The 17694-nt window shown below is 72.9% G+C and carries 21 protein-coding genes; 9 read left to right on the top strand and 12 right to left on the bottom strand.

The annotated features are described in order from the left end of the window. Positions 1–21 precede the first annotated feature (21 nt). Together AB0A94_RS18965 and AB0A94_RS18960 are read right to left on the bottom strand one after the other, a co-directional pair. Entirely contained in the window at positions 22–762 is a 741-nt protein-coding gene (locus tag AB0A94_RS18965) for an SDR family oxidoreductase (protein ID WP_361745655.1), read from the bottom strand. 45 nt (positions 763–807) lie between these two features. Further along, positions 808–1407 (bottom strand): DUF4291 domain-containing protein, encoded by a 600-nt coding sequence (locus tag AB0A94_RS18960; protein WP_361745653.1) that lies wholly within the window; start codon positions 1405–1407, stop codon positions 808–810. Between the two features lie 94 nt (positions 1408–1501). On the opposite strand from AB0A94_RS18960, the gene AB0A94_RS18955 reads away from it, so the two are divergent. Further along, entirely contained in the window at positions 1502–1987 is a 486-nt protein-coding gene (locus AB0A94_RS18955; protein WP_361745651.1) for a nuclear transport factor 2 family protein, read from the top strand. 70 nt (positions 1988–2057) lie between these two features. Beyond that, complete coding sequence (lnt, locus tag AB0A94_RS18950; protein WP_361745649.1) at positions 2058–3623, top strand: apolipoprotein N-acyltransferase; 1566 nt, start codon at positions 2058–2060, stop codon at positions 3621–3623. Here the strand turns inward: lnt and AB0A94_RS18945 are convergent. Both AB0A94_RS18945 and AB0A94_RS18940 read right to left on the bottom strand, forming a co-directional pair. Then, positions 3547–4452 (bottom strand): Gfo/Idh/MocA family oxidoreductase, encoded by a 906-nt coding sequence (locus AB0A94_RS18945; RefSeq protein ID WP_361745647.1) that lies wholly within the window; start codon positions 4450–4452, stop codon positions 3547–3549. The genes lnt and AB0A94_RS18945 overlap by 77 nt on opposite strands. 13 nt (positions 4453–4465) lie before the next feature. Continuing rightward, positions 4466–5659 carry an FAD-dependent monooxygenase gene (locus AB0A94_RS18940; RefSeq protein ID WP_361745645.1) on the bottom strand — a complete coding sequence of 398 codons (1194 nt, stop codon included), beginning with the start codon at positions 5657–5659 and terminating at the stop codon, positions 4466–4468. Between the two features lie 102 nt (positions 5660–5761). On the opposite strand from AB0A94_RS18940, the gene AB0A94_RS18935 reads away from it, so the two are divergent. The 3 genes from AB0A94_RS18935 (at position 5762) to AB0A94_RS18925 (ending at position 7512) form a co-directional block, all read left to right on the top strand. Then, on the top strand, positions 5762–6364 hold the full coding sequence (locus AB0A94_RS18935; RefSeq protein WP_361745643.1) for a TetR/AcrR family transcriptional regulator: 603 nt from the start codon (positions 5762–5764) through the stop codon (positions 6362–6364). Between the two features lie 30 nt (positions 6365–6394). Then, positions 6395–6907: a DinB family protein gene (locus AB0A94_RS18930; protein WP_361745641.1), complete on the top strand. Its 513-nt coding sequence runs from the start codon at positions 6395–6397 to the stop codon at positions 6905–6907. Between the two features lie 272 nt (positions 6908–7179). Further along, a complete protein-coding gene (locus tag AB0A94_RS18925; RefSeq protein ID WP_361745639.1) occupies positions 7180–7512 on the top strand; it encodes a hypothetical protein in 333 nt (110 codons plus the stop codon). 29 nt (positions 7513–7541) lie between these two features. On the opposite strand, the gene AB0A94_RS18920 is transcribed toward AB0A94_RS18925, so the two are convergent. The 5 genes from AB0A94_RS18920 to fabG all read right to left on the bottom strand — a co-directional run bounded on the left by AB0A94_RS18920 (position 7542) and on the right by fabG (position 12347). Further along, the gene (locus tag AB0A94_RS18920; RefSeq protein ID WP_361745637.1) at positions 7542–8057 is read right to left on the bottom strand and encodes a hypothetical protein; all 516 of its coding nucleotides are present in this window, start codon (positions 8055–8057) and stop codon (positions 7542–7544) included. A gap of 139 nt (positions 8058–8196) precedes the next feature. Beyond that, the gene (gene ung / locus AB0A94_RS18915; RefSeq protein WP_217135557.1) at positions 8197–8880 is read right to left on the bottom strand and encodes a uracil-DNA glycosylase; all 684 of its coding nucleotides are present in this window, start codon (positions 8878–8880) and stop codon (positions 8197–8199) included. Positions 8881–8970: 90 nt separating this feature from the next. Continuing rightward, on the bottom strand, positions 8971–10557 hold the full coding sequence (locus AB0A94_RS18910) for an ABC transporter substrate-binding protein (RefSeq protein WP_361745635.1): 1587 nt from the start codon (positions 10555–10557) through the stop codon (positions 8971–8973). A gap of 256 nt (positions 10558–10813) precedes the next feature. Then, on the bottom strand, positions 10814–11572 hold the full coding sequence (locus AB0A94_RS18905; protein WP_217135561.1) for an SDR family oxidoreductase: 759 nt from the start codon (positions 11570–11572) through the stop codon (positions 10814–10816). 13 nt (positions 11573–11585) lie between these two features. Continuing rightward, entirely contained in the window at positions 11586–12347 is a 762-nt protein-coding gene (fabG, locus tag AB0A94_RS18900) for a 3-oxoacyl-ACP reductase FabG (protein ID WP_030865253.1), read from the bottom strand. 291 nt (positions 12348–12638) lie between these two features. Between fabG and AB0A94_RS18895 the strand changes: the two genes are divergently transcribed. Continuing rightward, positions 12639–13229, top strand: a complete 591-nt coding sequence (locus tag AB0A94_RS18895) for an excalibur calcium-binding protein (protein ID WP_361745633.1) — start codon at positions 12639–12641, stop codon at positions 13227–13229. A gap of 90 nt (positions 13230–13319) precedes the next feature. On the opposite strand, the gene AB0A94_RS18890 is transcribed toward AB0A94_RS18895, so the two are convergent. Next, a complete protein-coding gene (locus tag AB0A94_RS18890; protein ID WP_361745631.1) occupies positions 13320–13703 on the bottom strand; it encodes a DUF3037 domain-containing protein in 384 nt (127 codons plus the stop codon). Beyond that, the gene (locus tag AB0A94_RS18885; RefSeq protein WP_361745629.1) at positions 13700–14464 is read right to left on the bottom strand and encodes a HipA family kinase; all 765 of its coding nucleotides are present in this window, start codon (positions 14462–14464) and stop codon (positions 13700–13702) included. Before AB0A94_RS18885 ends, AB0A94_RS18890 begins: the two co-directional genes overlap by 4 nt. Before the next feature lie 212 nt (positions 14465–14676). Between AB0A94_RS18885 and AB0A94_RS18880 the strand changes: the two genes are divergently transcribed. Together AB0A94_RS18880 and AB0A94_RS18875 are read left to right on the top strand one after the other, a co-directional pair. Beyond that, positions 14677–15177 carry a Rieske (2Fe-2S) protein gene (locus tag AB0A94_RS18880; protein WP_361745627.1) on the top strand — a complete coding sequence of 167 codons (501 nt, stop codon included), beginning with the start codon at positions 14677–14679 and terminating at the stop codon, positions 15175–15177. A gap of 40 nt (positions 15178–15217) precedes the next feature. Next, positions 15218–15688: a pyridoxamine 5'-phosphate oxidase family protein gene (locus AB0A94_RS18875; RefSeq protein WP_361745625.1), complete on the top strand. Its 471-nt coding sequence runs from the start codon at positions 15218–15220 to the stop codon at positions 15686–15688. Here the strand turns inward: AB0A94_RS18875 and AB0A94_RS18870 are convergent. Beyond that, entirely contained in the window at positions 15685–16602 is a 918-nt protein-coding gene (locus tag AB0A94_RS18870; RefSeq protein WP_361745623.1) for a LysR family transcriptional regulator, read from the bottom strand. The two genes, AB0A94_RS18875 and AB0A94_RS18870, sit on opposite strands and share 4 nt — an antisense overlap. A 75-nt stretch (positions 16603–16677) precedes the next feature. Between AB0A94_RS18870 and AB0A94_RS18865 the strand changes: the two genes are divergently transcribed. Further along, the gene (locus tag AB0A94_RS18865; RefSeq protein WP_361745621.1) at positions 16678–17625 is read left to right on the top strand and encodes a DMT family transporter; all 948 of its coding nucleotides are present in this window, start codon (positions 16678–16680) and stop codon (positions 17623–17625) included. Positions 17626–17694: the final 69 nt, after the last annotated feature.

Here is a 17694-nt window from a genome sequence, read left to right as displayed (position 1 = left end):
CCCCCGCCCTCGCGGTGCGGCTCAGCGCCCGCCCGCCACCCTCAGCACCGTCCCCGTGGTGTACGAGGCGTCCGGCGACATCAGCCACGCCACGGCCGCCGCGATCTCCCCGGCCTGCCCCGCCCGCCGCAGCGGAATGCTCCCGGCCATGTCCCGGACCCGGTCCGGGGCCCCCATCGCGGCATGCATCTCCGTGTCGATCAGGCCCGGAGCGACCGCGTTGACGCGGATGCCGTCCGGGCCCAGCTCCTTGGACAGGCCGAGAGTGAGGGTGTCGACGGCGGCCTTGGTCGCCGCGTAGTGGACGTACTCACCGGGGCTGCCCAGGGTGGCGGCCCCCGAGGAGATGTTCACGATCACGCCTTCGCCCCGGGGCGTCATGAGCTGCGCCGCCCGCCGCGCACACAGCAGCGTCCCCATGAGGTTGACGTCGACGACCCGGCGCAGGGTGTCCGTCCCGACCTCGGTGAACCGCCCCAGCGGTCCGGTGACCGCCGCGTTGTTCACCAGCCCCGTCACCGGTCCGAGCTCCCGCTCCGCCACCTCGAAGAGCCGCTCGACGTCCGCCTCGACGGCCGTGTCCGCGCGCACGGTCACGGCCCGCGCCCCGGCCGCCCGCACCCTCTCCGCCACGTCCTCGGCGGCCGCGGAGTCCCGGACGTAGTTCACCGCCACGTCGTGCCCCTCCGCCGCGAGCCGTAGACAGGTCGCGGCGCCGATTCCCCGGCTGCCGCCGGTGACCACCGTGACGAGACGCTTCATGAGTACCTCCAGGCGAAGAGCGCGAAGATCGCGGGACGAAGATCCTCAGGCTCGCAGATGCGCGAGCACGTCGTCGTCGAGGGGGTAGGGGCGCTCCTCGGGCAGCAGCCCGGCCGCGCGGTCGAGCTCCCCTTCGCGCACCAGGCCGTGGATCTCCGTGGCGAGCGGTGTCACGTCCTCGATGCCCACGATCCACTCGTCCGCGTACCGCGCGGCCGCCTCCCCGGCGAGCCCCAGCTGGAGCGAGCGGTACGGCAACGGGCCGAGGCGCAGATCCCGCTCCGGGTCCCACTGCACCCGCGCGGGCGCCTTCCGCAGCTCCCGCCTCCAGGTGTCGCCGTCACCGTGCAGGGCGGGCACGTAGTGCGACAGACACGCGTTCCGCAGCGCCCACACGAACCCCTCCCGGCTGATCTCCACGGCCAGCACGGTCTCCTGGTCCTTCTTGGTGCCCCACCCGCAGCGGTACATCATCCACAGGAACGACGGCTTGATCCACGTCATGCGCTCCCGGCTCCAGGAGGACGTGAAACGACCGTGGCGTGCCGCGGCACGGCCGATCTTCGGACGGTAGGCCTGGTAGACGGTGACGGTGGAGTCGGTGTGGTGGGCACGTACCTCGTACCTCGGGCGCTGATCGTTCACGGCGTACAGCCTCGACCGCGCGGCACGTCGAAGGCCACCGAATATCCGCGCGCACCCCTTTGGCCGCGCACCTCCCATGGCCAACACTGAGCCGATGACGCAGCGTGCGGAGCTCGCGACCGTGCGGGACCGGCTGGCCGTGGACGGGCTCGTCACCGAGTACGCGGTGGCCGTGGACGACGGTGACTGGGAGGCGTACCGGGGACTGTTCACGCCGGACGGGCGGGCGGACCACCGCTCGGCCGGGGGCATCGAGGGCAGCGCCCGGGCGGTGGCCGGATGGCTGGCGGAGAGTCTCGGGAGCTTCTCCGTGCGGCAGCATCTGATCGTCAACCGGCGGGTGCGGTTCGGGATCCGGGAGCAGGACACCGGCGACACGGCCCGGGTACAGGCCGACTACGTCAATCCGATGGGCCGCGCGGGGCGGAACGGCGCGTCCGCCGTTCCGGACTTCGTGTGCGGCGGCCGGTGCGCCTTCGCGATGCTGCGCACGGACGACGGCTGGCGGCTGAGCGAGGTGGTCGTACGGGAGAAGTGGCGCCGCCCGCCCGACCGGCGGGCGGCTCCTGTGATCGACTGATCCCGAAGCGCGCTGTCCCGGATCACCGAGGGGACGCACACTGGAGGCACCACGGGGTAGGGAGGCGCCTATGAAGACGCTCGGCCACTGGACCGCCTCCCCCTGGCGGCGCTCGACCGTCGCCGCGGTCGTGGGCGCCCTGCCCGTCCTGGCCTTTCCTGCCCCGTCCCTGTGGTGGTTCGCCTACGTCGCCCTGGTCCCTTGGGTGCTGCTGGCCCGTACCGCTCCCACGGGGAGACGGGCGGCCCTCGACGGCTGGTGGGGCGGGTTCGGCTTCATGCTGGCCATGCACCACTGGCTGCTGCCGAATCTGCACGTGTTCACGTTCGTCATCGCCGCCCTGCTGGGTGCGCTGTGGGCGCCGTGGGGGTGGCTGGTGCGGCGGCTGCTCGGCGGGGTGCCGTCGCCCGGGCGGGTCGCGGCCGCGCTCGTCGTGGTGCCGTCGGGGTGGCTGGCGATCGAACTCGTCCGCTCCTGGCAGGGGCTCGGCGGCCCCTGGGGCGTGCTCGGTGCGAGCCAGTGGCAGGTGGAGGGCGCGCTGCGGCTGGCGTCGGTCGGAGGAGTGTGGCTGCTCAGTTTCCTGGTGGTGGCCCTGAACGTCGCCGTGGCCGTGCTGATCGCGGTCCGGCGGGCCCGGGTGCCCGCCCTGGCCGGGCTCGTCGCCACGGCCGCCGTCGCCTCCGCCGCCTGGGTGTTCTCCCCCCGGCCCGGTACCGACGACCGGGTGCGGATCGCGCTCGTGCAGCCGGGTGTCGTCGCCGGGCCCGACAGCGCGGACCGGCGTTTCGACCGCGAGGAACAGCTCACGCGCGAGCTCGCCGGGCAGGACGTGGACCTGGTCGTCTGGGGCGAGAGCAGCGTCGGCTTCGACCTCGGGGACCGGCCCGACCTCGCGCGGCGGCTGGCCGCGCTGTCCCGCGAGACGGGCGCCGGACTCCTGGTCAACGTGGACGCCCGGCGGTCGGACAAGCCCGGCATCTACAAGAGCTCGGTGCTGGTCGGCCCGGACGGCCCGACCGGCGACCGGTACGACAAGATGCGGCTGGTCCCCTTCGGCGAGTACGTCCCGGCCCGTTCCCTGCTGGGCTGGGCGACCTCCGTCGGCGAGGCGGCCGGCGAGGACCGCCGGCGGGGTTCCGAGCAGGTGGTGATGGACGCGGGGAACGGGCTGCGGATCGGCCCGATGGTGTGCTTCGAGTCCGCGTTCCCCGACATGAGCCGGCACCTCGCCGAGGACGGCGCCGACGTGCTGCTCGCCCAGTCCTCCACGTCGACGTTCCAGCAGAGCTGGGCCCCCGCGCAGCACGCCTCGCTCGGCGCGCTGCGCGCCGCCGAGACCGGCCGCCCGATGGTGCACGCGACCCTGACGGGCGTCTCCGCCGTGTACGGGCCGGGCGGGGGGCGCGTCGGCCCGCGGCTCGGCACGGACACCGCCGCCGCACAGGTGTACGAGGTTCCGCTGGCACACGGCACCACGCCCTACGTCCGCTTCGGCGACTGGTCGCTGTACGGGGCCCCCGTGGTCCTCGCGGCCTGGGGCGTCATCGAGGTGCTGCGGGTCAGGCGGGGCGCTCGTGGACCGCTCGCAGCACCCGCTCGCACAGCTCATGGGTCGCCAGCGCGTCCCGGGCGCTGAGCACCTCGCCCGCGCGGACCGCGTCCAGGAAGGCGAGCACCGCCTGCTCGATGCCGCGCTGCCGCGACACCGGGACCCAGTCGCCGCGCCGGCGCACGGTGGGCTGTCCCTTGTGGTCGATCACCTCGGCGAGGTTGACCACCTGGCGCTTGGTGTCCTGTCCGGAGACCTCGAGGATCTCCTCGGCCGAGCCGCTGAGCCGGTTCATCACGCCGAGCGCGGTGAAGCCGTCCCCGGAGAGCTGGAGCACCACGTGGTGCAGCAGGCCGTTCTCGGTGCGGGCGCGCACGGTCACGTCGTCGACCGCGCCGGGCACCAGGAAGCGCAGGGTGTCGACGACGTGGATGAAGTCGTCGAGGATCATCGTGCGGGGGTCCTCGGGCAGGCCGACGCGGTTCTTCTGCATCAGGATCAGCTCGCGCGGGTGGTCGGCGCACTGGGCGTAGCCGGGGGCGAAGCGCCGGTTGAAGCCGACGGCGAGGCTCGTGCCCCGTTCCTCGGCGAGCGCCACCAGCCGCTCGGAGTCGGCGAGTTCGTAGGCGAGCGGCTTGTCGACGTACGTCGGTACGCCCGCCTCCAGGAGCCGGGTGACGATCTCCGGGTGGACCTCGGTCGGCGCGTGCACGAAGGCCGCGTCGAGGTCCTGGGCGATCAGGGAGCCGAGGTCCGCGTGGCGCCGCGCGGGCGGGAGGTGGAGGCCGTCGGCGACCCGGTCGAGCGTCGCGGGGGTGCGGGTCTGCAGGTGCAGCTCCACTCCGGGCTGGTGGGCGAGCACCGGGAGGTAGGCCTTCTGGGCGATGTCACCGAGTCCGATGCAGCCGACCTTCACGGGGTGTTCTCCTCTAGCCATTGCTTTGCGTGGTGTGCTGCGAAGCATACGGCCGCTGCGGCGGCCGCCAGTCGGCGATCGAGTCGAAACCGCGCAGGAACAGGGCCGGTCCGGCCTTCGACAGCGCGGCGACCGCCTGGTCGCGTACGGCGGTGCCGACGCGGTTGGTCATCAGGTTGAGGCGGGCCACCTTCACGGCCCGGCGGGCGATCCCGGTGGTGCGGGGCAGCCGGGCCGCGGTGTGGGCGGGCAGGTCGTCGGCGTGGTGGGCGAGGGTGATCGCGTCCTCGATGGCCTGGTTGCCGCCCTGGCCCAGGGTCGGCGGCATGGCGTGCGCGGCGTCGCCGATCAGGGCCACCCGGCCGCGGTGGTGGGCGGGCAGCGGCTCGGCGATGTGGTGGACGTCGTGGCGCAGTACGTCCTCGGGGCGGGCGGCGGCCAGCACCTCGGGGATCGGGGCGTGCCAGTCGCCGTAGAGCCGCAGCAGTTCGGCCCGCTCGTCGTCGGGGGCGCGCGCCCCCTCGGGCGCCTTGGCGGCGGCGTAGGCGTAGATCCGGCCGTCCTTGAGCGGATGCGTGCCCCAGATGCGGCCCCGGCCCCAGGTCTCGTGGGAGGCGAACTCCGCGCCGGGCAGCGGGATCACCACCCGCCAGGTGGTGAACCCGGCGTACACGGGCCCGGGATGGCCGGGGAACAGCACGCGGCGCACGGCGGAGTGGATGCCGTCGGCCGCCACCACGAGGTCGGCCTCCAGTTCGCCGTCGGGGGTGCCGACGCAGGCCGGCCGGCCGGGGTCGCCGGGGACACCGGGGTCGAGGAGGCGGGCGTCGGCGGCCGTGCGGACGGCGTCCGACGGGAGCAGTGCGGCCAGGTGGCCGACGAGGGTGGCGCGGTGCAGCAGGACGAGGGGACCACCGAAGCGCTCGGCCGCGGCGGCGGCGTCGGTCCGGGACAGCCACCGTCCGCCCGGCGCGCGCAGCCCTCCGTCGCCCTGCCAGGCGGACAGGGCCCGGATGTCGTCGCCGAGGCCGATGACGTCAAGGCCGCGCAGTGCGTTGGGGGCCAGGGAGATGGCCGCGCCGACCGGTTCCAGTGAGCCGGCCCGCTCCAGCACCGTCACCCGCACACCGCGCCGGTGCAGGGCGACCGCCGCGGTCAGGCCGCCGATCCCTCCGCCGATGACGATCGCCCGTTCGACCCGTGCCATGGCCCCTCCTCACACCGGAACCGCACCCGCGGTTACTACATCTGTAGTGAGCGCTCGGCTCCACCGTACTACAGCTGTAGTGAGGAGGGTAGTTTGGCCTCCATGTCCGTACGCACCGCAGGCGCCTCCCGCGCCGATCTCATCGCCGACACCGCCCTCGCCCTGCTCGCCGAGCGCGGGATGCGCGGACTGACCCACCGGGCGGTCGACGAGACGGCCGGACTCCCCCAGGGGTCCACGTCGAACCTCGCGCGCACCCGGCAGGCGCTGCTGGAGCTCGCGGTACGACGGCTCGCCGAGCGGGAGGCGCGGGTTCTCGCGCTGCACGAGATGCCGGACCCGCGAGCCGGCGCCGCCTCCCTGCTGGACGCCCTGGCCCTGGCCACGCACCGCGCACTCACCGGGAACCGGGCACTGACCCTCGCCCGCTACGAACTGGCTTTGGAGGCCACCCGCCGGCCCGAGCTGCGGGCGTACTTCGACGCGGCCGGCGCCCGCTTCCGCGATCAGCTGACCGCCCTGGTCACCGGGCTCGGCTCCACGGACCCCGAGCGCCACTCGCTGTCCCTGATCGCCTGGGCGGACGGCCTGATGTTCTCCTGCGTGGCCGGTTCCTTCAGCGCGCGCGCACCGAGCCTCGCGGAGGTCCGCTCGGACCTGCGGGAACTGCTGGCGGGGATGCTCGGCGCCGAAAAGCCCTGGTGAAGGGAGACCGCGCCGGGCAAGGATGGCGGCATGACGATCGAGCGCAGTGAACCCGCCGTCGACGCCGACGAACGCACCATGCTGGAGGGGTGGCTCGACTACCACCGCAGCACCCTCGCCCAAAAGTGCGAAGGACTGACCGACGAACAGCTGCGCACCGCGTCGGTGCCGCCCTCGGAGCTGTCCCTGATGGGCCTGGTGCGGCACATGTCGGAGGTGGAGCGGAGCTGGTTCCGCAGGGTGCTCGCGGACGAGGACGCCGGCCCCCTGTACTACAGCGAGGCCGACCGGGACGGCGACTTCCACCCGACCGAGGCGGACACCTGGCAGGAGGCGTACGCGACCTGGCAGTCCGAGATAGGCGCCGCCCGGCGCAACGCGGCCGGCTTCGCCCTGGACGACCTGTCCCGGGGCCGCCACAGGTTCAGCGCCGATCCGTACAGCCTGCGCTGGATCTACACCCACATGATCGAGGAGTACGCGCGGCACAACGGCCACGCCGATCTGCTCCGCGAGCGCGTCGACGGCGCCACCGGCGACTGACGTCACCCGCGGCGCGTCCGGGAGCCCCCGTACGGGGCGGGAGATCACCCGTGCGGGGCATGCTGTGTCCGTCCGGCCTCCCCCGGGCAGCCGGAGCCAGCAGAGTGGCGCGGGTGCATCGAACGACGACCACAGCAACGCTTCTGGTGACCGTGGCTGTCTCGGCCCTCTCGGGCTGTGTGACGGTCCACCGTCCCCTCGCGCCCGGACCGGCGACGGCACCGTCGCGGGGGGCGGAGCCACGTCCGGTCGGGGGGAACGAGACGGAGGTCGTGCAGGCACCGGCGCGCGAGGCCCTGGAGATGATCGGCCCGCCCCGGCCCTCGAAGACGCCCGCGCCCCCGTCGCACCGTGCCGCTCCCAGGGCCACGCCGGAACGGAAGACACCGCCCGACGAGCGGAGCGGGCAGGTCCGGCCGACTCGCCCCGGAACCGGCGGGAACGGGCGGCCGCGGCCTCCCGCGACGGCCCTCCCCGACGTGGCGGAGCCGATGCGCCGTGGCGCCTCCGGCGGACCGGACGTGTGCGCGCTGGGCAGGCAGTACGGCGGCTGGCGCCCGGACAGCCCGGAGGCCACCATCTGCGAGGAGGCGTACGGAGGCTGAACCGGCCGGAGCGCGTACGGACGCCGGTCCTAGGAACGCCGTCCCGGCGGCCACCGGTCCCCGGGCGCCTCCTCCTCGTCCAGCCGGATCTCCAGCCGCCGGATGGCGGCCCGTACGCCCTCGCCGTAGCGGTCGTCGGCCAGGGTGCGGGCCGCGCCCCGGGCCCGGTGGAGATGGGTGCGGGCGGCGTCGGTGCGGCCGAGGCGGGCGTAGTCGGCGGCCAGGTTCAGCTGCAGGGACGGGTAGAGCGCGCGCACGGCGAGGGATCCCTCGTACGCGCCGACGCGGTCGGCCGCGACCTCCTCGGCCGCCGTCAGCGCCCGCAGGTCCCAGGCCAGTTCGTCCTCGGGGTCGTCCTGTGTGTCGGCGAGGTAGTGGGCCAGGGTGCAGCGGTGCAGCGGGTCCCCGTGCTCGCCGATCTCCGCCCACAGGCCGAGCAGCCGGTGCCGGGCCTCCTCGCGGTCCCCCGCGTGGTGCAGCATCACGACCTGACCGATCCGCGTGAGCACGGCGTCCGGTGCCGCCCGCTCCTGTCGCTCCGCCACCACGCCCTCCGCACCGCTCGCCGTCTGTCGCCCCCGACGCTAACCGCAGGCCGGGGCGATACCGGACAAGCCGCTCCGTGGTCCCTCTAGCGGGCCGGATGCGGATCCGGGTGAGCGGCCCGCATCCGGCGGGGCGGCGTCAGCCCAGATTCGGGACGGTCCAGTCGATCGGCTCGTGGCCCTGCGCGGCCACCGCCTCGTTGATCTGCGTGAACGGCCGGGAGCCGAAGAACTTCTTCGCGGACAGCGGCGAGGGGTGCGCTCCCTTGACCACCACATGCCGGCTCTCGTCGATCAGCGGCAGCTTCTTCTGCGCGTAGTTGCCCCACAGCACGAAGACCGCCGGGTCGGGGCGGTCCGCCACCGCGCGGATCACCGCGTCGGTGAACAGCTCCCAGCCGCGGCCCTTGTGGGAGTTGGCCTCACCGGCGCGGACCGTGAGCACCGCGTTGAGCAGCAGCACGCCCTGCTCGGCCCACGGCATCAGGTAGCCGTTGTCCGGGATCGGCGTGCCCAGTTCGGCGTGCATCTCCTTGTAGATGTTGCGCAGGGACGGGGGGATCCTCACGCCCGGGCGGACGGAGAAGCACAGGCCGTGTCCCTGGCCCTCGCCGTGGTAGGGGTCCTGGCCGAGGACCAGGACCTTCACCTTGTCGTACGGCGTGGCCTCCAGCGCCGCGAAGACCTCCTCGCGGGGCGGGTAGACCGGACCGTTCGCCCGCTCCTCCTCGACGAACTCGGTCAGCTCCTTGAAGTAGGGCTGCTGCAGCTCGTCGCCCAGAACCCCGCGCCAGGACTCGGGCAGCATGGCGATGTCGGTCACGTCAATGTCCTTACGTGTGCGGTCGCTTCCAGACCACAGAACCTACAGGCGACCACTGACAACCGGCCCGGCGAACGGCCGTACCCGGTCCTACCAGCTGGTCTTCCGGGAGAGTTCCCACAGCATCATGATCGTGGACGGGTCCAGCGCCCGCTCCGCGCCCGAGATGTCCCGGCTCGCCGCCACGTGCTGCCGGCCCTGCCACAGCGGCAGCAGCCGCACGTCGTCGACGAGGATCTGCTGGGCCTCCTCGAACTGCTTCACCACGTTGCCGCGGTCGCTCTCCCGGCGGGAGCTGGGCAGCAGCTCGGCCGTGATCTCGGTCGCCTCGTAGGGCGTGCCGAGCGCGTTCTGCTTGCCGACGAAGGGGGCGATGAAGTTGTCCGCGTCCGGGAAGTCGGGGAACCAGCCGCGCCCGAACACCGGGTACTCGCCCTTCTGGTAGCCCTCGACGTACGTCTTCCAGGGGCGGCTCTTGAGCGTGACGTCGAACAGCTTCGACGCCTCCAGCTGACGCTCGAGCTCCTTGAACTCCAGCGCGGTCTCGGAGCCGTAGCGGTCCGTGGTGTACCAGAGGGTCAGCGGGACCGGCTCGGTGATGCCCGCCCCGGTGAGGATCCGCCGGGCCTTGGACACGCTGGGCTCGCCGTAGTCGTCGAAGAAGCCGGTGGTGTGCCCGGTCAGGCCCTTGGGGACCATGGAGTACAGCGGGTCGACGGTGTCCTTGTAGACCTTGTGCGCGATCGCCGCGCGGTCGACGATCTGGGCGATCGCCTGGCGCACCTCCTTCTTGCCGGCCCACGGGTCCTTCGGGTTGAACACCAGGTAGTTGATGTCCGTCCCGGTGCCGTCGATCAGCTGGAGCTCCTCCTCCTTGGAGGTCTTGCCCTGGAGCTCAATGATGTCGTCCGCCGCCAGACCGCGGTAGGTCAGGTCGATCCGGTCGTCCCGCAGCGCCTTGACCATGGTGCCGGAGTCCTGGAAGTAGCGGATGGTCACCGCGTTGTTCCGGCGTTCGGCGAAGCCCTCGTAGCGGTCGTTGCGGACGAGTTCGGCCTCCTCGCCCTCCTCGTACGACCGGAGGGTGTAGGGACCCGAGCCGACGACGCCGTCGTCCTCGCGCAGGGCGTCGGCCGGGTAGGCGTCGGGGTCGACGATGGACATCGCCGGGGTGGCGAGCACGAAGGGGAAGGTGGCGTCCGGCTTGTTGAGGTAGAAGACGACCTCGCGCTCGCTGGGCGCCTGCACCCGTTCGAGGCTGCCCAGCAGACCGGCCGGACCACCGTTGACGTTGATCTCCCGGATCCGGTCGATGGAGTGCTTGACGGCCTTGGCGTCGAGGGTGCCGCCGTCGGAGAACGTCAGCCCCTCGCGCAGCTCGCAGCGGAACACCTGGTTGGAGCTGTCGGAGAACTCGCAGCTCTTGGCGGCGTCCGGCTGCGGGGTGGTGGTGCCGACCGGGTAACTCAGCAGGGTCTGGTAGATGTTGCGGAACAGCTCCCAGGAGCTGTCCCAGGAGGCGGCGGGATCCAGCGTGCTGGGCGAGCTGGTGGTTCCCACGACGATGGGTCCCTCGTCGTCCGAGGTGTCCGACGACAGGACGCCGCAGCCGGTCACCAAGGACGATATGGACGCGATGGCCGCCACCCGCCGCAGGCATCGGTTCCGGTTGAACACGCGCACGCTCCTCGATCCGCCGTCCCAAGAGTCGGCAGACCATACCGCAGTGTTCGCACCGTTGACCCCCCTCTGTACGGCCCTTGAGATCAACTCTCCGATGACTACGTTGTCACGCACCGTCGCGACCCGATGCGCCGGCACGGGCGCCGTTCTCGTCGACGGACACCCGTGCCGGATCGTCGAACAGGGGCCCCGCGCGGGGCATCGGACCGTCCCGCGCGGCGCACGTGTCGCACCGCGCGGGACGTTCGGTTCAGGCGACGCCGGCGTTGAGGAAGATGCCGCCGTCGACGACCAGGGTCTGGCCGGTGACCCAGTCCGACTGGTCCGAGGTGAGGAAGGCGGCGGCGCCGCCGATGTCGGAGGGCACGCCGAGCCGGCCCAGCGGGTAGCCGGCGGCGGCCTCCGCCTCCCGGCCCTCGTACAGCGCCTGCGCGAACTTGGTCTTCACCACGGCCGGGGCGATGGCGTTGACCCGCACCCCGGGCGCGAACTCGTGCGCCAGCTGCTGGGTCAGGTTGATCAGCGCGGCCTTGCTGACACCGTAGGCGGCGATGAACGGCGAGGGCGCGATGCCCGCGACGGAGGCGATGTTGACGATCGCGCCGCCGTTGTCCTTCTGCCAGGCGTGCCAGGTCTTCTGCGCGAAGCCGAGCGCCGAGATCACATTGGTCTCGAACACCTTGCGCGCCACGTTCAGGTCGAGATCGGCGATCGGCCCGAACACCGGGTTGGTACCTGCGTTGTTGACCAGGTAGTCGACGCGGCCGAAGGCCTCCATCGCGCGCTCGACGGCGACGGCCTGGTGGGCCTCGTCGTGCGCCTTGCCGGCGACGTACACGGCACGGTCGGCGCCGAGCTTCTCGACGGCCTCCTTGAGGGCGTCCTCGCCCCGGCCGGTGATGCAGACCCGGTCGCCGCGCGCGACCAGCGCCTCGGCGACGCCGTAGCCGATGCCGCGGCTGGCGCCGGTGATCAGGGCGACCTTGCCCGAGAGTTCCACAGCAGTCATGTTCCCGGTCTTCCTAGTCGAGCGGTCCGCCGGCGACGTACAGCACCTGGCCGGAGACGAAGCCGGCCGCCTCGCCGGTGAAGAAGGCGATGGCGTTGGCGATGTCCTCGGGCTCGCCGACGCGGGCGACCGGGATCTGGGTGGCGGCGGCGGCCTTGAAGTCCTCGAAGCCCATGCCGACGCGGTCGGCGGTGGCCTTGGTCATCTCCGTGGCGATGAAGCCGGGGGCGACGGCGTTGGCGGTCACGCCGAACTTGCCGAGCTCCTTGGCGAGGGTCTTGGTGAAGCCCTGCAGGCCGGCCTTGGCCGCCGAGTAGTTGACCTGGCCGCGGTTGCCGAGCGCGGAGGAGGACGACAGGTTGACGATCCGGCCGAACCCGGCGTCCACCATGTGCTTCTGACAGGCCTTCGACATCAGGAACGCGCCGCGCAGGTGCACGTTCATGACGGTGTCCCAGTCGGAGACGCTCATCTTGAACAGCAGGTTGTCGCGCAGCACGCCCGCGTTGTTGACCAGGATGGTCGGCGCGCCGAGCTCCTCGGCGATGCGCGCGACGGCGGCCTCGACCTGCGCCTCGTCGGAGACGTCGCAGCCGACCGCGATCGCCTTGCCGCCGGCGGCGGTGATCTTCTCGACGGTGTCCTTGCAGGCGGCCTCGTCGAGGTCGATCACGGCGACCGCGCGGCCCTCGGCGGCCAGTCGTACGGCGGTGGCGGCGCCGATGCCGCGCGCTGCGCCGGTGACGACCGCGACCCGCTGCTCAGTGGTGGACATTGCTGCTTCTCCTCGCGCTTGGGATGCGGCTCCTGCGGCCGGGCCGGGATCGGTGAGCGACCGCTTAGTACCTTCAGCAGACGTGACGCTAGAAGCACTGGCACCCGGTGTCAACGGCACACCGCGCGTGTGTGATCCATTCCCCGCGCGGCGGCCCTCTTCCGCCCGCCGTGGCCGGGGCACGCCCGGCATCCGCGCGGAGCACCCGATCGGCCCAGCGCTGCGCGCCCTCACGCCGGGCGGCCCCTAGCGTCGGACGCGAGCCACCCGCGGCCGGAAAGGAGGCGTTCCATGCGCCGTCGCACCGGTGCCATGGGCATATTGATCGCGCTCGCCGCGATCGTGCCGTTGGCCGACCCCGCTCACGCCCAGGACCTGGACTGCGGCGACTTCACCTATCAGGAGGACGCGCAGACCTTCTTCGAAACGGACCGGAGCGATCCGCACCGGCTCGACGAGGAACCGGGCCCGGACGACGGAGTGGCCTGCGAGGCGCTGCCCCGGCGCGGCCTCACCTCGTCCACCTTCCGGCCCGTCCCCTCCACCCCGGCACCGACGACCGTTTCACCCACCCGGCCACCGTCGCCGACGACCGTTTCGCCCACCCGGCCACCGACGACCGTTTCGCCCACCCGGACCGTGCTCCCCACCACCGCGCCGACGACGCGGTCCGCGCCCGCGACCACCGCACCCCCGCCTCCCGCCAGGACATCCGCCGCACCCACGACTCCCCCGGCCGTCGCGCCGACGCGCGGGGTGCAGGGCGGGCTGGGCGGCTCGTCGGAGTCCGGGCCGAGCGGCTGGGACCTGGGCGTCGGCGCGACGTTCGTGACGGGCGCCGTGCTCGCGGCCGGACACCTGGTGAGACGCCGCCGGACCTGACGGGCCGTGGGCCGCCGCGGGTGGCCGGCGGCCGGCCGCGCGCACGCGGTGGAGCGGCCACGAACCACCCGCGGCGGCCCACCGTCCCGGTCAGCGCACGAGCAGCTCGAGCAGCCGTTCCGCCTCCGCCGCCGGATCGGCGGTGAGCCCGGTGTGCACGGGACCGGGCTGGACGATGGTGGACCGGGGCGCGATCAGCCAGCGGAAGCGCCGCCCGGCGTCGTCCCCGGCCGCCTGCCCGGCCGCGTCCCCGCCCGCGCAGACGCCCTCGACGGCACGCAACGCGGCCCGTACGCCGGGCAGGTCGGCCTTCGGGTCGAGGGCCAGCAGCCGCGCCTCGTCGAGGTGGGTGCGGGCCGCGACGAACGACTTGGGGCGGCAGTACACGAGCACCCCGGCGTTGACGCACTCACCGCGTTCGACGCGCGGTACGACCCGCAGCAGCGCGTACTCGAAGACGTGCCGGTCGCTCACTGGTCCCCCTCGAGGCCGTGGATGTGGTGGTGGACGGTGGCCGCGCGGGCGAGCAGCGGCCGCGCGTAGGCCGACCGGAGCTCGTCCGGGGTGTCGAAGCCGGGCTCGCCGGTCAGCCAGAGGTCGGGGATCTCCGCGGTGACCTCGGCGAGCAGTTCCTCGGTGACCCGCGGCGCGAGCCGGGCCGCGGCGGACGCGATGTCCGGCGCGCAGGGCTTCAGGGCGTGGTCGGAGGCGTCGTAGGGTCGGGCGGCGGAGGCTGTGGCGCCGGGCCAGTTGTGGTGCCAGATCATGGTCGCGCCGTGGTCGATGAGCCAGAGCTCGCCGCGCCGGCACAGCATGTTGGGGTTGCGCCAGGAGCGGTCGACATTGTTCACCAGCGCGTCGAACCAGACGATCCGTCCGGCCTCCTCGGGACTCACCTCGAAGGCGAGCGGGTCGAAGCCGAGGGCGCCGGAGAGGAAGTCCATGCCGAGGTTGGTGCCGCCGCTGGACTTCAGCAGCTGCTGCACCTCCTGCTCGGGCTCGCCGAGCCCCAGCACGGGGTCGAGTTCGACGGTGACCAGGCGGGGCACCCGCAGGCCCAGCCGACGGGCGAGTTCCCCGCAGACGACCTCGGCGACCAGCGTCTTGCGGCCCTGTCCGGCACCGGTGAACTTGAGGACGTAGGTGCCGAGGTCGTCCGCCTCGATCAGTCCCGGCAGCGAGCCGCCCTCGCGCAGCGGCGCGATGAATCGGGTCGCGATGACTTCCTTGAGCATCGCCCCAGGCTACTGGCGCGTCGCCGCACGTCGGAGGCGACCCGTGCGAGAGGGTGCGGCCACGGGCCGGCGCCCGACAGCGAAACGACAGCCGTGGTTTACGCCCGTCCGACCGCGGACAGGCCAAGCTCTCGGCATCGCATGAACGGCGTGGGCCCGCCGACCGTACCTCTCCGCAGATCACACATCCTCCCCGGAAGGGACACACCGGCATGACCAGCGCATCGCTCAAGTCCGCATCGGGACCCGCCCGTCGAACCGTCGTGGCGGCGGCCGGAGCGGCGGGCCTCGCCGTCGCGCTGACCGCGTGCGGGGGCTCCGACGACGACACGTCGAGCTCCTCCGCCGACCCTGGCTCCGCCGGCGGCTCGCCGGACGACGGCGGCACGGACAGCGGGGGGTCGGACGGCGGCGGGGACGCCGGTACCGACCCGCTCGCCTCGACCGCCGACATCCCCGAGGGGGGCGGAAAGGTCTTCGCCGACCGTAAGGTGGTCGTCACCCAGCCGACGGCGGGCGAGTTCAAGGCGTTCTCGGCGACCTGCACCCACCAGGGGTGTGCGGTGAAGAGCGTCGCCGACGGGGTCATCAACTGCCCCTGCCACAACAGCAACTTCTCCATCAGCGACGGCAGTGTGCGGAGCGGCCCGGCGACCAAGCCGCTGCCCGCCGTGGAGATCACGGTGAGCGGGGACTCGATCACCCTCGCCTGAGCCGTCGGCGCCGGGCACGACAGGAGAGACGGAGGGCCGTATGACCGCCACGCAGCGCCGGGGCCGGAAGATCATGATGACGCCCGGTGAGCTGGACGACTTCCTCACCGTCCAGCGCACCTGCCGGGTCGCCACGGTGTCCGCCGACGGAGCGCCGCACGTCAGCACGCTCTGGTTCGCCTGGGACGGCGCCTCGCTGTGGCTGTACTCCGTGGTGCGCAGCCGGCGCTGGGCGGACCTGCGGCGGGATCCGCGGGTGGCGGTCGTGGTCGACACGGGCGAGGAGTACGACGAGCTGCGCGGCGCGGAGCTGTCCGGGCGGGTGGAGTTCGTGGGCGAGATCCCGCGCACCGGCGAACTGCGCGCGGAACTCGACGTCCCGGAGACCTTGTTCGCCCGCAAGAACTTCGGCCTGGACGAGATGCCCCACGACGGCCGGCACGCCTGGCTGCGCCTGACCCCGGAGAAGATCGTTTCCTGGGACTTCAGGAAACTGCCGACGCTGCCCTAACTCCCCGCGCTCTCCCCGACCCGCTCCCCCGCCGCCCGCAGCGCCTGTACCGCCGCCCGGATCGACGGGCGGCGGTCGGCGTCCGCGCGCCAGACGACGAAGACGTGCCGTCGTACGCGCTGCCGGAGCGGGACGGTCACCACCCCGTCGGGCAGCGGGTCGCGGCCGAGCAGCGGGACGATGCAGACGCCGAGCCCCGCGGCGACCAGGCCGAGCTGGGTGTGGCTCTCGGCGGCGCGGTGGCCGATGACCGGTTCGACGCCCTTGGAGCGCAGGGTGAACATCAGCCACTCGTGGCAGAACTCGCCCTCGCCCCAGGTGATCCACTCGTCCTCGGCGAAGTCGGCGAGGTCCACCTCGTCACGGCCGGCGAACCGGTGACCGGCCGGGAGCGCCACATCGGCCGGGTCGTCCAGCAGGGGCGCCTTGACCAGGCCGTCGGGCAGCGGCATCGGCTTGTTGTACCAGTCGAGCACCACCGCGAGATCGACGTCCCCGCGCACCACTCCCCGGATGCCCTGCTCCGGCTCCTGCTCGCGGGAGCGCACGCGCAGCGCGGGATGCCGCTCGCGCAGGTCCCGCAGGGCCACCGGGAACAGCCCCCGCGCGGCGGTCGGGAACGCCGCGACCCGCAGTTCACCGGCGACCTGTCCGCGCTGCGCCTCCAGGTCGGACTGGGCGAGCTCGACCTGGGAGAGGATGCGCGCCGCGTGCTCGGCGAGCAGCCGGCCCGCGTCCGTGAGCCGGACCCCGCGCCCGTTCCTGGCCAGCAGGCGCTGACCGACCTCGCGCTCCAGCTTGGACATCTGCTGCGAGACGGCCGAGGTCGTGATGTGCAGCCCCTCGGCCGCGCCGCTGACCGAGCCGTGCCGGGCGAGGGCGTCGAGGGTGCGCAGGCGCTCCAGGTTCAACATGTAAGCGATGCTACGAGATACCGGGTGCGAAATCTCGATTGTGCTACGAGATGGACGTCCCGCATCGTTGCGTCCATGAGCAGCGTCACCGCGACCACCACCACACCGGCCCCGGCCGGCCCCGCCCCGGAACGCACCCGCCCCCGCCTGGACTGGCGGCTGCGTTTCGGCGCGCTCTCCCTGATCTGGGGATTCAGCTTCCTCCTCATCAAGGTCGGCACCCAGGGCTACGCCCCCTTCCAGGTCACCTTCGGCCGGCTGGCCTTCGGCACCACCGTCCTGGCGGTGGCGATGGTGGTGCGGCGGGAGGGGCTGCCGCGCGGTGCGCGCACCTGGGGTCATCTCGCGGTCGCCGGGTTCCTGCTGAACGCCCTGCCGTTCTCGCTGTTCGCCTTCGCGGAGCTGACCATCCCGTCCACGCTCGCCGGCATCTGCAACGCGACCTCGCCGCTGTGGGGCATGGCCCTGTCGCTGGTGGCGCTGTCCGAGGACCGGCCGACCCGGGTGCGGGTGGCGGGGCTCGGCCTCGGCTTCCTCGGGGTGCTGACCGTGCTGGGCGCCTGGCAGGGCTTCGACGGCCTGGACGCCCGCGGCACGACGCTGGCCCTGCTGGCCTCGCTGAGCTACCCCGTCGGCTGGATCTACGTCCGCCGCACCCTGGCGGGCAGCAGCCACTCGAACCTGTCCCTGACCGGCGGTCAGCTGCTGCTGGCCACGGCCCAGCTGGCCGTCGTCACCCCGCTGTTCACCACACTGCCGACCCGCTTCGCCGTCGGCCCGCTGCTGGCGATCGCCGCGCTGGGCACGCTGGGCACGGGTCTGGCCGTACTCGTCCAGTACGGCCTGGTCGCCGAGGTCGGCCCGACGACCGGCCAGATGGTCACCTACTTCGTCCCGGTGATCGCCGCAGCGGCCGGCATCGCCATCCTCGGCGAAACCCTGACCTGGTCGACACCGGTGGGCGCGGCGATCGTCCTGGCGGGCGCGGCCCTCACTCAGGTAAGACCCAAGCGCCCGGCGTAACCGCCCCGGCTGCGGCCAATCACCCCAGCGCCCACCCCACCCCGCCACCCTGCCATCCCGTCACCACAG

Source organism: Streptomyces sp. NPDC044984 (assembly GCF_040646935.1).
GTDB lineage: Bacteria > Actinomycetota > Actinomycetes > Streptomycetales > Streptomycetaceae > Streptomyces.
The sequence above is the reverse complement of the archived record's forward strand: the minus strand, read 5'-3'. Positions and strand labels throughout refer to the sequence as shown.